The 12,545-nt window shown below is 71.9% G+C and carries 12 protein-coding genes; 6 read left to right on the top strand and 6 right to left on the bottom strand.

The window, feature by feature from the left end:
- Nucleotides 1–49 precede the first annotated feature (49 nt).
- Nucleotides 50–232: a hypothetical protein gene (locus M3185_RS16655; protein ID WP_251334793.1), complete on the bottom strand. Its 183-nt coding sequence runs from the start codon at nt 230–232 to the stop codon at nt 50–52.
- Nucleotides 233–330: 98 nt separating this feature from the next.
- Between M3185_RS16655 and M3185_RS17600 the strand changes: the two genes are divergently transcribed.
- Nucleotides 331–597 carry a calcium-binding protein gene (locus tag M3185_RS17600; RefSeq protein WP_374238535.1) on the top strand — a complete coding sequence of 89 codons (267 nt, stop codon included), beginning with the start codon at nt 331–333 and terminating at the stop codon, nt 595–597.
- 1,648 nt (nt 598–2,245) lie between these two features.
- Here M3185_RS17600 and M3185_RS16650 read toward each other — a convergent pair.
- From M3185_RS16650 to M3185_RS16630, 5 genes are all read right to left on the bottom strand, one after another.
- Nucleotides 2,246–3,043 (bottom strand): IclR family transcriptional regulator, encoded by a 798-nt coding sequence (locus M3185_RS16650; RefSeq protein WP_251334792.1) that lies wholly within the window; start codon nt 3,041–3,043, stop codon nt 2,246–2,248.
- 7 nt (nt 3,044–3,050) lie between these two features.
- The gene (gene kduI / locus M3185_RS16645; RefSeq protein ID WP_251334791.1) at nt 3,051–3,884 is read right to left on the bottom strand and encodes a 5-dehydro-4-deoxy-D-glucuronate isomerase; all 834 of its coding nucleotides are present in this window, start codon (nt 3,882–3,884) and stop codon (nt 3,051–3,053) included.
- Between the two features lie 65 nt (nt 3,885–3,949).
- On the bottom strand, nt 3,950–5,257 hold the full coding sequence (locus tag M3185_RS16640) for a TRAP transporter large permease (RefSeq protein ID WP_308222222.1): 1,308 nt from the start codon (nt 5,255–5,257) through the stop codon (nt 3,950–3,952).
- Nucleotides 5,254–5,787: a TRAP transporter small permease gene (locus M3185_RS16635; RefSeq protein ID WP_251334790.1), complete on the bottom strand. Its 534-nt coding sequence runs from the start codon at nt 5,785–5,787 to the stop codon at nt 5,254–5,256. Before M3185_RS16635 ends, M3185_RS16640 begins: the two co-directional genes overlap by 4 nt.
- 17 nt (nt 5,788–5,804) lie before the next feature.
- On the bottom strand, nt 5,805–6,809 hold the full coding sequence (locus M3185_RS16630) for a TRAP transporter substrate-binding protein (RefSeq protein ID WP_251334789.1): 1,005 nt from the start codon (nt 6,807–6,809) through the stop codon (nt 5,805–5,807).
- Between the two features lie 196 nt (nt 6,810–7,005).
- Between M3185_RS16630 and M3185_RS17480 the strand changes: the two genes are divergently transcribed.
- From M3185_RS17480 to M3185_RS16605, 5 genes are all read left to right on the top strand, one after another.
- On the top strand, nt 7,006–8,031 hold the full coding sequence (locus tag M3185_RS17480; protein ID WP_251334788.1) for a zinc-dependent alcohol dehydrogenase: 1,026 nt from the start codon (nt 7,006–7,008) through the stop codon (nt 8,029–8,031).
- Nucleotides 8,028–8,783, top strand: a complete 756-nt coding sequence (locus M3185_RS16620) for an SDR family oxidoreductase (RefSeq protein ID WP_251334787.1) — start codon at nt 8,028–8,030, stop codon at nt 8,781–8,783. Before M3185_RS17480 ends, M3185_RS16620 begins: the two co-directional genes overlap by 4 nt.
- Complete coding sequence (locus M3185_RS16615) at nt 8,780–9,415, top strand: bifunctional 4-hydroxy-2-oxoglutarate aldolase/2-dehydro-3-deoxy-phosphogluconate aldolase (RefSeq protein ID WP_251334786.1); 636 nt, start codon at nt 8,780–8,782, stop codon at nt 9,413–9,415. Before M3185_RS16620 ends, M3185_RS16615 begins: the two co-directional genes overlap by 4 nt.
- Entirely contained in the window at nt 9,412–10,353 is a 942-nt protein-coding gene (locus M3185_RS16610) for a sugar kinase (protein WP_251334785.1), read from the top strand. Before M3185_RS16615 ends, M3185_RS16610 begins: the two co-directional genes overlap by 4 nt.
- Nucleotides 10,354–11,834: 1,481 nt before the next feature.
- Nucleotides 11,835–12,284 carry a hypothetical protein gene (locus M3185_RS16605; protein ID WP_251334795.1) on the top strand — a complete coding sequence of 150 codons (450 nt, stop codon included), beginning with the start codon at nt 11,835–11,837 and terminating at the stop codon, nt 12,282–12,284.
- Nucleotides 12,285–12,545 lie beyond the last annotated feature (261 nt).

Below are 12,545 nucleotides of genomic sequence, written 5' to 3'. Positions count from 1 at the left end.
CCCCCCCCCCCCGCGGCACTGACCACCCAGGCGAAGACCGCCCCAGCGCTCAGGTGCCCCGACGGGGATGCGCCCGGACCGTGATGGTCAGTGGGGCGTAGGGGCTGGAGCCGGCAGGACGACGCTTGTGCTCCCGCACCGTGGTCGCGGCCCGCGAGCGCGGCCCGGGTACGTGGTGGGTGTAGGAGGCGTCCATCCTCCCGATGTCGAGGTCCTCGCGTGTTCCGGCCACCGACACGACCCATCTCACACCGGACCGGGCCATCTCCTCCGGGACTCTGGGGTGTCCGGGGGTGAGGGGGAAGACCGGATCGGGTCGCTGCGGCTCCGGTGCGGAGCGGGTCTCGGCGCGGTGGTGACAGCAACGACACCATCCGCGCAGACAAGGACTACGACACCCTGCACGGCAACAACCACCATGACAGCATCCGCGGCGGCAACGGGAACGACTCCCTGTACGGGCAGGACGGCACCGACACCCTCCGCGGAGACACCGGCCCCGACAGCGCCCATGGTGGACCGGGCAAGGACACCTGCCGCGCCGAGACCGGGGTCAGCTGCTGGATCCCTCACCCGCCCGGAGGAAACGCACGATGAGAGCCCGCCCATCCATCAGGGGATGGGCAGGGCCCCTCACCTCGACACCGGGAAAACTATCATCACCGGGCATCACCGGAACGGGTCTTCCCCGTCCGAAGATCCAGCAGCGGCCCACCTCCCGAGAAGTGCAGGACTGTTCGTGCCCCACCGCGACCAGCGCGTGGATAGGGCAGAGGCCTCTGCCCCACGGTGGACGCGGCGTATGAACTCGCACCGGTCGGCGGAGGCCTTCACGGGCGGACCGGGAGCAGTGGTGAGGGGCGTTCCAGAACCCGTTCCAGAACCCATTCCAGAACCCATTCCAGAACCCGTTCCAGAACCCGTTCCAGAACCCGTTCCAGAACCCGTTCCAGAACCCGTTCCAGAACCCGTTCCAGCGGGTGTGGGCACCGGCAATGGCGCCGTTGCGGGTCAGCAGCTGTTCCGCCTCATCGCCGGTGAGTGGGCGGGCGTTTTTGGCGGGATGGCACCTGGGGCAGGAAGCCACGAGGTGGCCCATACCGTTGAGGTCCGGACTCGCCCGTGGTGGCAAGTCGGCGTCATCCTCCAGGAACACCCACGGGAACCTGGCCCTCCGCTCCCCCGGCGGGCGCAGACAGGGCCGGCGTTGCTGCGTGGTGAGGAGGGGGCGAGTCTGCTGTGGCCCGCGCCTGCAGGGGCCCGCTCTCGCGGGCCCGGGCCACAGGTGATCTCACCACCCCCGAGCGAGATTCCCGGCGCCCCCCGCTCGGGGGGGGGGGGGGCAACGAGTGTCGGCGGACGGGCGGTAATCCCTGACCTGCGGTGGTACGCTCGACTCGACGTCTCTTCGTTCCGCGTGTCGAGCGTACCACCGGTGTCAAGAAGCTGGGGGCGGGCGCAGGGTCCTCGGTCGGATACCACAGCCGCGTGGGCACACCATCGGTGCAGGCCCTGCCGTGGCGTGGCAGTGGTCTTCCCCGGGGACAGTACTGGTGCTCGCCGGGGGCCGAAGGGAACACTTCCGCAGTTTGGGCGCTCCGCTGACCGAACCCCCAGCAGGAATACGAGCAGGAATACGAGCGGGAGCCGGACCTGAAGGCAGGCTCAGGGCGCTGAACCGACAACCACCGCGAGGGTGTCCTCTGTCCCGCCCCCGGGCACCATCGACTGGGTGCTCAGCCAGGCACCGCCAGGTGTACTGACGCCCCCGAGCGTGCCCCGTCGCCGGCCCCGCCACCGGGGCGCCCGTCACCGGATCCCGACAGGACACCGCCTCCCGGGACGGGACCCGGGGGCCTGGGCGGGGGAGGCGACGGCGAAGGCCTCCTGGGGCGTGGCCGGCACGGTGGGGTCCCCGCGGTGACGCACAGGAGCTGGCGGCCGGTCCTCGACCCCGTCCTGCCCGGCAGCGCCGCGGTAGCCGACCCAGCAGCTACCCCGGTGCCTGCCGGCTCCGGCCGGGGCCTCGTGCTCCCCCCGGGGGAACGAGGACCGTGACCGCCGCCGCGACATCTGTCCCCGGGCGGTCATCGACGGGCGAGGCTCCGGGACGGTCCCTGCCGTCCCGGAGCCTGCTGCAGCGACACCACGGGGACCCGCCCCCTCCAGCGGGCCACCCCGGGGACCTCACCGGAGCGGGGCCCCCGCCCCGGCGAGCGCGGCCCGAGGGGAGCCGCTGCAGCGCTTACGCGCTGGCGCGCTCGGTCGAGAAGCCCAGTGCTCGGGAGATCGCCTGGGCGGCGGCGATCGCCTGGGGGGCGAACTGCTCGATGCTGGAGCCGGGGTGCTCCAGGGCGATCGAGGAGATCGACAGGCCGTAGGTCACCCGGCCGAGGTGGTCGTGGATCGGGGCGGAGACGCACACGGTGCCGCGTTCGTTCTCGCCGAGGTCCAGGGCGTAGCCGCGCTGACGGATACGGGCCAGCTCGGCGTGCAGCTGCTGGGGATCGGTGATGGTCCTGTCGGTGCGTGCGGGCAGGCCGGCCTCGGCGATGAACCGGTCCACCTGCTCGGCCGACCAGCTCGCGAGCACGACCTTGCCCATGCCCGAGCAGTGCATCGGCATCGACAGGCCCACCCGGGAGGCCATCCGGTAGGGCTTCGTGGAGTCCCGGCGGATGACGTAGACCATCTCGAAGCCGTTGACGACGCCGACGTGGATGGTGCAGTCGACCTCGCGCACGAGCGCGTCGACGATCGGCTCCGCGAGGGAGGTGATGTCCAGGCGCGAGATGGCCCTGCCGGCGATGCCGAGGAGGCGGGGGCCCGGGTGGAAGCCGCGATCGCTGTCACCGGTGATGAACTCCTGCTCGACGAGCGTGGCGAGAATGCGGTGCACGGTCGCCTTGGCCAGGCGGGTCTCCTCGACGATGTCGGTGAAGCGGGTGTGCAGGACGGCGGCCTCGAGCACCCGCAACGTCTTCTCGCTCGCGCCCATCGACGGCGCCGGGCTCGTGTCGAGCACCCGGTGTTCGACGGTCATGGCCACCTCATCTCATCTCGGCGATCGCGACACCGTCCATGTCGTCGAAGGACTGGTTCTCCCCGGCCATCGCCCACACGAAGGAGTAGTTCGATGTTCCCACGCCCGAGTGGATCGACCACGACGGGGAGAGCACCAGCCCCCCGTCGCCGACCATGAGGTGGCGGGTCTCGGAGGGCTCGCCCATGAGGTGGACGACGCGGGCGTCGTGGGCCACGTCGAAGTAGACGTAGAACTCGGTGCGGCGGTCGTGGGTGTGGGCCGGCATCGTGTTCCACATACTACCGGGGTGCAGCTGGGTCACGCCCATGACCACCTGGCAGCTGCGCACGCCGTTCTCGTGGATGTACTGGTTGAGCGTGCGGCGGTTGGAGGTCAGCGGGTCGCCGAGCTCGCGCACGGTGCCCTGTCCCGGCTCGACGAGCGCGGTCGGGTAGGTGGTGTGGGCCGGTGCCGAGAAACCGTAGAAGCGGGCGGGGGCCGCGGGGTCCTCGGAGTCGAAGGAGACGTCCTGGACGCCGCGGCCGAGGTAGAGGCAGGCGCCGGTGGTCATCGCGTGGCGGTGGCCGTCGGCGGTGACGGCCCCGGGCGCACCGATGTTGACGATGCCGATCTCCCGGTGGTCGAGGAACTGCTCGCTGCGGATCTGCGGCACGGCCTCCAGCGCCAGCGGCGCGTCGGTGGGCACGGCACCGACGGCGACCACGCGGTCGTAGTGGGTGACGACGGTGCGCACGCTGCCGGGGACGAAGAGGTCCTCCACGAGGTAGCGCTCACGCAGTTGTTGCTGGGTGGCACCGGGGATCTGCTCGGGGGAGGTGGGGCCGTGGATGGCGGTCATGAAGGTTCCTTCCATGAGGGCTCAGCTCGGGCTCAGCCAGGGCTCAGCGGGGTCGGACGGGGGGGTCAGAGCAGGCCCATGAGGCCGGGCAGCCACAGGGACAGCTCCGGGACGAAGACGATGACGAACAGCAGCGCGGTCAGCACGAGCAGGAACGGCACCAGTTTGACGATGACCGGCTCGAGCTTCATCTTCGCGACCTGGGCTCCGACGAACAGCACGGGAGCCGAGGGCGGGGAGATGACGGCGATCGAGAGGTTGAAGACCATCACGATGCCGAAGTGCACCGGGTCGATGCCGTAGGAGAGCGCGATCGGCAGGAAGATCGGGGTGAAGATCAAGATGGCCGGTGTCGGGTCGAGCGGAATGCCGACCAGCAGCAGCACGAGCATCATGATCAACAGCACGACGACCTTCGAGTCGGTCCAGCCGAACAGCGACTCGGCGATTAGCTGCGGCAACCGCGCGTAGGTCATGACGTAGGACATGATCGTCGACACCGCGATCAAGAAGATCACGATCGCGCTGGTGCGGGTGGCGTCGAAGAGGATGCCCGGCAGGTGCCGGATCGAGATGGTGCGGTAGAGGAAGGAGAGCAGCAGCGCGTAGACCACGGCCACGGCCGAGCCCTCGGTCGGGGTGAAGAAGCCGGCCACGATGCCGCCGATCGCCACCGCGATCAGACCGAGGGAGGGCACCGCGCGCCACAGCGTGCGCAGGAACACCGAAAACGCTGGCCACGGCTCGCCCCGCAGGTCGGGGTGGCGGCGCGCGTAGAGCAGCCCGACGCCGGCGCAGGCCAGTGCCCACAAGATGCCGGGGACGTAGCCGGCGACGAACAGCGCCCCGACCGAGGTGCCGCCGGCGGCGAGGGAGTACACGATGAGCGTGTTGCTGGGCGGGATGAGCATGCCGGCCGGGGCCGAGGCGATGTTCGCCGCCGCGCTGAACGCGCGGTCGTAGCCGGCCCGCCGCTGCATGGGGGACATCGTCGAGCCGACGGCGGCGGCGGCCGCGACGGCGGAGCCGGAGACGGAGCCGAAGATCGCGTTGGCGATCACGTTGGTCTGCACCAGGGGCGCGGGGGTGCGGCCCACCAGCACGCGGGCGAGGTTGATCAAGCGCTCGGCGATGCCGCCGGTGTTCATGATGCCGCCGGCGAGGATGAAGAACGGGATGGCCAGCAGCGCGAACGAGTCCACCCCCCCGACCATCTGCTGGGCGGCGGTGATCGCCCCGCGGCCGAAATCGACGATCAGCAGCATGCACAGTGCCGAGGGCAGGCCGATGGCGACGGAGACCGGCGCGCCGATCGCCAGCAGCAGCACGAGTCCGCCGATCAGCAGGGCGCTGATGGTACCGGGATCGATCACAGCGCCGCCGCCTCGAGGTCCTCGTCGACGCCGACGTGCCCCTGGTAGCCGGGCAGGAAGGCAGCGACGATGTGGATGGTCAGGTAGATGCTCAGCAGCACCCCGGAGATCGGCAGGGCGAGGTAGAGCTGGCCCTGGCTGAAGGGCAGCAGCGGGTTCTGCTGCCCCCACGCCAGGGCCGACTGCTGGAGCCCGCCGAAGACCATCACGTAGAGCACGAACCCCAGCGTGGCGAGGTAGGCCAGGACGTCGGCGTAGCGCTGGAGGGCCAGCGGCAGCCGTTCGACGAGGACGTCCATGATGACGTCGGCCTTCTCCCCGACCGCGATCGCGATGCCGATCAGGCTGACCCACACGAAGGTGTGCCGAGCCGCTTCCTCGGACCAGGCGCTGGGCTGGCCGAGCACGAGGCGGGTGAAGACCTGCCACGCCACCAGCAGCACCAACACGGCGAACAGACCGATGCACAGGGTGCGCAGCGCCCCGTCGAGCCACGCCCGAACCGTGAGCGCCCGTGCTGTGATGCTCATGCGTTCCCCGGTGCTCATCACCGGCGCGCCGCCTCGATCTTGTCGTAGACCGAGCGGGCGAGGTCGCTGGTGGCCTTCTGCTCGTGCAGCGGCAGCACGGCCTGGCGGAACGCGTCGAGGTCGACGTCGCTGAACTGCGCCCCGGCCTCCTCGGCGGCGGTGGTGGCCTCCTGGACCGCGGTGCTGAACAGCTCCAGCTCGGTGTCCACCGACGTCGTGAGCAGCTCCTCGAACACGGCCCGGTCCTCCTCGGAGAGGCCCTCCCACACGGCCGGGTTCGTGACCAGGTAGTCGGGCATCATCAGGTGCTCGGTGCGCGAGTAGTACGGGGCGATCTCGTCGTGGGAGAGCGAGGAGTAGATCAGCTCGTTGTTCTCCGCCCCGTCGAGCACCCCCGACTGGATCGCGGTGAAGACCTCGCCCTGGGCCATCGGCGTGCCGACCCCGCCCATGAGCTCCATCATGCGCACGGTCGTGTCCGAGCCGATGACCCGGATCTTCTGCCCCGCGAGGTCGGCCGGCGTCTGGACCGGCCCGTCGGTCGAGTACACGTTGCGCACCCCGCCGTGGTAGGCGGTGAGCACCTGGATGTTGTCGTCGGTGAGGGTGTCGTAGAGCTCCCCGACGGCCGCGCGGTCGTTGAGCACCGACAACTGGTGCTCGGGGGAGTCGTAGAGGTAGGGCAGGTTCACGACCGAGAAATCGGACTCGAAGTTCTCCAGCAGCGTCCCGGCCACGACGGCGAAGTCGATCGTGCCCGACTGCACCTGCTCGATGGTGGCCGCCTGGTCCCCGAGCGTCTCGTCGGTGTAGAGCTCCAGGGCGTAGCGGCCCTCGGTGCGGGCCTGCAGCTCCTCCGACAGCTCGGCCAGCGCCCGGGCCTGGGGGTGATTGGCGTCCTGGTTGAACGCGACACGGAAGACGGTCTGCGCCTGGTCCCCGGCCTCGGCGGAGCAGGACACCACCGCCACGGTCATCAGGGCTGCGGCGCTGAGCGTGCCCAGCATTCGTCGTTTCTGCATGAGTTCCTCCTCGGTGGATCGCGGCCCCCGATGGTGAGTCGCGGCCCGCGAGGGTAAGTCACGGTCCGCGATGTGATTTGCGCCACGGGCGGGGTCAGGCGCTACTCTAACCACATAGAACTGAGTTGCGCCACATGGAACTCAACATGAAACTAGGTTCCATATAACGCTCAGCGGACGCGCGAAGGAGACGGCAGTGCGAGCAGCGAAATACATCGGTCAGGGACGGATCGAGGTCGGTGACGCCCAGGCCCAGCGGCCCGAGCCCGGTCAGGTGAGCATCCGGGTCGCCTACAACGGCATCTGCGGCACCGACCTGCACATCGTGCAGGGGCACCTGGACGGGCGGGTCTCGACCCCGGCCGTGATCGGCCACGAGATGAGCGGCGTCGTCGAGGCCCTCGGGGCAGGCGTGGACACCCTCGAGATCGGCCAGCCCGTCACCGTGATGCCGCTGCGCTGGTGCGGGCAATGCACCTCCTGCCGCGCCGGGCACCAGCACATCTGCCAGCGGCTGGACTTCATCGGCATCGACTCCCCCGGCGCGCTGCAGCAGCAGTGGACCGTGCCCGCGGCGCTGGTCGTGCCGCTGCCGGCGGGCCTCTCCCTGGAGCACGCCGCGCTCGTGGAGCCGCTGGCCGTGGCGGTGCACGACGTGCGGCGGGCCCGGCTCAGCGCCGGGGAGACGGCGGTGGTCATCGGCGGGGGCCCCATCGGCCAGCTCATCGCCGTCGTCGCCCGCGCGGCCGGTGCCGAGGTGATCCTCGCCGAGCCCGACGCCGCCCGCCGCGCCTTCGCCGCCCAGCACGGCGCCACCGTCGTGGACCCCGCCGGTGAGGACCTCGCCGCGGTCGTCGACCGACACACCACCGGCGCCGGCGCCGACGTCGTCTTCGAGGTCGCCGGAACTCCCCGCACCGCCCTGGAGGCCACCGCCCACGCCCGCACCCGCGGGCGCGTGGTGTTCGTCGCGATCCACCCGCAGCCGGTGCCGGTGGACCTGCACCGCGTCTTCTGGCGGGAGCTGGAAGTCCTCGGCGCGCGCGTCTACGAACGGGAGGACTTCGAGCGCGCCGTCGAGCTGCTCGCCGCCGGCGCGGTGCCCGCCGAGGGGCTGATCACCCGCGTCGTGCCGCTGGAGGAGACGATGGAGGCCTTCGACGCGCTGCTGTCGGCGGCTGCCCTGAAGATCCTCGTCGACGTGCAGGCAGGTGCCCGATGAGCCTCTCCCTCGACCTCACCGGCACCACCGCCGTCGTCACCGGCGCCCGCCGCGGCATCGGCTTCGCCATGGCCGAAGCCCTCGCCGGGGCCGGGGCGGACATCATCGCCGTCTCCGCCGGGCAGGAGCCCGACGGCGGCGCCATCGGTGCGCGCGTGCGCGAGCTCGGCCGCTCGTTCGAGGGCCACGCCGTGGACTTCACCGACCGGGCGGCCGTGGCCGCCTTCGGCGAGGCGGTGCGCGAGCGCGCCGACGTGCTGGTCAACAACGCCGGCACCATCCGCCGCGCCCCGGCCGCCGAGCACCCGCTGGCGTGGTGGGACGAGGTGCTGGAGGTGAACCTGCGCAACCAGTTCGTGCTCACCCAGGCGGTCGGCGCCTCGATGGTCCGACGCGGCGCCGGGCGCATCATCTTCACCGCCAGCCTGCTCAGCTTCCAGGGCGGCATCAACGTGCCCGGCTACACCGCGGCGAAGTCCGGGGTGAGCGGGCTCGTGAAAGCCCTCAGCAACGAGTGGGCCCAGCACGGGGTGACCGTCAACGCCATCGCCCCCGGCTACATCGCCACCGACAACACCGCCGCGCTGCGCGCCGACGAGGACCGCTCCCAGGCCATCCTCGAACGCATCCCCGCCGGCCGCTGGGGACGACCGGCGGACCTGCAGGGGGCCACCGTGTTCCTCGCCAGCGCGGCCGCCGCCTACATCACCGGCGTGACGCTGCCCGTCGACGGCGGGTGGATGGCACGATGAGCGCCCTCGCCACCGCCCACCACCTGGACCTGCGCGGGGTCGTGCCGCTGGCCACCGTGCCCGACGCCGCCGCCGCCGACACGATCGCCGCCGGCCTGGTGGCCGGCGGGCTGCCGGTGCTCGAGGTCGCCCTGCGCACCCCCTACGGCCTGGCCGCGATCGAACGGATCGCCGCCCGCGGGGACGTGACCGTCGGCGCCGGCACCGTGCTCACCGCCCAGCAGCTGCGGGCCAGCCTCGAGGCCGGGGCCTCCTTCGTCGTCGCCCCAGGACTCGACGAGGACGTGGTCGAAGCCGCCCTCGCCGCCGGGGTGCCCGTGCTGCCGGGCATCATGACCCCCAGCGACGTGCAACGAGGAATCCGGCTCGGGCTCACCCGGCTGAAGCTCTTCCCCGCCGGGGTCGCCGGCGGACCGGCCCTGCTCACCGCGCTGGCCCCGGTCTTCCCCGGCATCGGCTTCATGCCCAGCGGCGGGGTGAACCCCACCAACCTCCTCGACTACCTCACCCACCCGGCCGTCTTCGCCGTCAGCGGCTCGTGGATCACCTCCCCCGAGCGCGTCGCCGCCGGACCCGCGGCGGTCGCGGCCGCCGCGGCCGAGGCCTTCACCCTGCAGGAGTCGGTGGCATGAGCGTGCTCACCCTCGGAGAGTCCCTCGGGCTGCTCGTCGCCTGCCGGCTCGGACGCCTCGAGCTCGTGCCCTCGATGGACCTGGGCTTCGGCGGGGCCGAGAGCAACGTCGCGATCGGTCTCGCCCGCCTGGGCGTGGAGGTGACCTGGGTGGGCCGCCTGGGCGAGGACGCCCTCGGCCGGCTCATCGAACGCCAGCTGCGCGCCGAAGGCGTGCGCCCGCACATCACCCGCGACCCTACCGCCCCCACCGCGCTCATGCTCAAGGAACGCCCCACCGCCGGAGCCAGCACCATCAGCTACTACCGCACCGGCAGCGCCGGCTCCCGCCTGGCACCGGCCGACCTCGACCTCGACCTCGTGCGCGCCGCCCACGTGCTCCACCTCACCGGCATCACCGCCGCCCTCAGCGACACCGCCCACCACGCCCTGCACACCGCCATCGACACCGCCCGCCAGGCCGGGACGATCGTCTCCTTCGACGTCAACCACCGCTCCCGGCTGTGGACCACCCAGCAGGCAGCACCGGCCTACCGCGCCCTGGCCCAACGCGCCGACCTCGTCTTCGCCGGCCCGGACGAGGCCCGGCTGCTGACCGGCGAGCGCGAACCCACCGCCCAGGCCCGGGCCATCACCGCGATGGGCCCCACCCAGGTCGTCATCAAACGCGGCGAGCACGGCGCCATCGGCTTCGACCACGACCACCACGTGGACGTGCCGGCCTTCCCCGTCGACACCGTCGACACCGTCGGCGCCGGCGACGCCTTCGTCGCCGGCTACCTCGCCGAGCTCATCGCCGGAGCCCCCCTGCCCCAGCGCCTGCGCACCGCCGCCGCCTGCGGGGCGATCGCCTGCACCGCCCCCGGCGACTGGGAAGCCGCCCCCGACCACGCCGCCATCACCCGACTGCTCACCGCCGGCGACCCCGTGCAACGCTAACCCCCCACCCCCGGACACCACCGGCCCCCGCACCACCCCCACCCCGCCCACCCGCACCCCACCACCCGCACCCCACCACACCACGGTGGACCACGGCGGCGGCCGCCCCCCGGGATGCCGCCCCCGGGATGCTGTCCCAGCAGCACTGCCCCAGCAGCACTGCCCCGGCGGCGCTGTCCACGCCAGGGGACGGTCCGCCCAGGAGCCAGAGGCGGCCAGGGCGCCGGCAGCGCGCACGCCCTGCAGAAACGGACGCGCGGGCCACGGCCGGCGAGGAGCCACCGGCCGGGACCGTGGCCGACAGGCGCCATGCCGACGAGCACCGTCCCAACGGATGCCGTGCCAACAGATGCCGTGCCAACGGATGCCGTGCCAGCAGGTGGGTGCTCGACGGGTGGGTGCTCGACGTCGCCTCCGGGGGCAGACGGGGCAGGGTGAGCGAGGAGGCGCCCGAGGTCATCGTGGCCGACACTCGAACGGGGGCGGGCGGGGCGGGCCGGCCACGTCGAGGACCGCGCGAGGGGGTCTGGCCGGCGCCGGCGCAGCAGGGCACCGCGTGTCCGACCAAATCGACCGATGACCAGACACCGGAAGAGGCACCGGAAGAGGCACCGGAAGAGGCACCGTGCCAGAGGCGGATCAACGGGCAGAAGCGCCCCCGGGATGCCCCCACCTACCGGCAGTGTCTCTCCCCCGATGCCCTGCCCTCCTGGGCCCGACCCGGCGACCGGCATCACCCCACCGCCAGGCACTACCCCCTCCCCTCGGCACGGGCCACCAGGGCGCTCAGATGCCCCGCCACGCAGGCGCGCACACCCACCACGCACCCCCCCCGCCAGCCGCGACCGCCCACCGCGACCGCCCAGACCGCGGCAGGGCCGCGTCGGACCCGGCACACCCAGGCCGGACCCGAGGCCCAGGCATGCCGGGTCTGACGACCCACCACACCATTGCGCTCCAGCACTCCTCAGCAGCCATCCGAGTCATCGACACACCTACTACCGGAACCAGACAATGCCCACCAGCCAAGGGATCACAGCCCCGGAATCACAGCCAGACGGTGATCACTGACCAGGCGCCTCCGGCCGGGCAAAAGAGCCCCCGCGCACGGGCCGGCACACCCACGCCCCTTCCGGCGAGCGCACCAGATAACGGCCCACCCCCACTGCCCCCCCCCAGCCTGTCGGGGCGCTCACCACCATCGGTGCCAAGACGTCAACGGGAAGTCAGGGGGCGCTGACAGCACCCCGGCCCCACCCCAGCGCACCTCACCGGGAGGGAGCAGGTGGGGGCACCGATCGGCGGCTGTGAGGAACCCCACGGTGCTCCGAGCCGGTGCCGCACCCGGGCGCAGTGATAGACCGGAAGCACCCTCCTCGCCCCGGTGGCGCCTGCCCGAAGCCCGCCCCCGCCACCAGCACCACCCCTGAGCCGCCCCCCCTTCTTCCCCTTTCTGCCTTTCTGCCTTTCCGGAGCCTCCTGTGAGCCTGTCACCGTTCTCCCACCACGACCTCCACCCGGACACCGACACCACGGTGCGGGTCTTCCCCGCCATCGCCCCCACCCCGGCCCTGCCCGCCCTGCGGTGGTGGAACCACCCGCTGATCCTGCTGCCGGCCACCGTGATCCTCACCGTCAACCTCACCCACCTACCGGCCCTGCCCACCGCCACCACCCCGATCCTCCTGGCCCTCAGCGCCGCCCTGACCACCCTGGGCACGTGCAGCTACTTCGCCTGGGACGACAGCCACCACGCCGCCGCCACCGAAGCCGCCTGGATCACCGCCCAATCCGGCTACCACCTCCACACCCACCACGACGGGCACCTCACCTGGACCACCCCCGGAACACCTCCCCAGACACCCCCTCAGGCAGCCACCCTCACCCCCACACCCACCGGCTGGACCCTCACCCTCACCCACCACCCCTGACCACCCCCACACCCACCAGCACAACCACCAGCACAAACACCCCGCCCTGCCGGTCCTCCAGCACCCCCTCCACACCACACGAGTCCCCCGACCCCGGCCATACCCCGCCCCATACGCCGATCCCCGGGCAAGACCAGACACCACCACCACCACAACCACGACCAGGACCAGGACCAGGACCAGAAGCAGGAGCAGGAGCACCCCGACCCCGCCCCACCCCCAGCAGCACCCGACCTGACCCCACCCAACGCCCACCACCCC

Origin of the sequence: Kocuria rosea (assembly GCF_023715525.1) — a bacterium.
Taxonomy (GTDB): Bacteria; Actinomycetota; Actinomycetes; order Actinomycetales; family Micrococcaceae; genus Kocuria; species Kocuria rosea_A.
This window is presented reverse-complemented; position numbering and strand designations above follow the sequence as displayed.

Coding starts and splice junctions, on each gene's coding strand:
- M3185_RS16650 (WP_251334792.1), bottom strand. CDS start 3,043: ATGACCGTCGAACACCGGGTGCTCGACACGAGCCCGGCGCCGTCGATG.
- kduI (WP_251334791.1), bottom strand. CDS start 3,884: ATGACCGCCATCCACGGCCCCACCTCCCCCGAGCAGATCCCCGGTGCC.
- M3185_RS16635 (WP_251334790.1), bottom strand. CDS start 5,787: ATGAGCATCACAGCACGGGCGCTCACGGTTCGGGCGTGGCTCGACGGG.
- M3185_RS16630 (WP_251334789.1), bottom strand. CDS start 6,809: ATGCAGAAACGACGAATGCTGGGCACGCTCAGCGCCGCAGCCCTGATG.
- M3185_RS16620 (WP_251334787.1), top strand. CDS start 8,028: ATGAGCCTCTCCCTCGACCTCACCGGCACCACCGCCGTCGTCACCGGC.
- M3185_RS16615 (WP_251334786.1), top strand. CDS start 8,780: ATGAGCGCCCTCGCCACCGCCCACCACCTGGACCTGCGCGGGGTCGTG.
- M3185_RS16610 (WP_251334785.1), top strand. CDS start 9,412: ATGAGCGTGCTCACCCTCGGAGAGTCCCTCGGGCTGCTCGTCGCCTGC.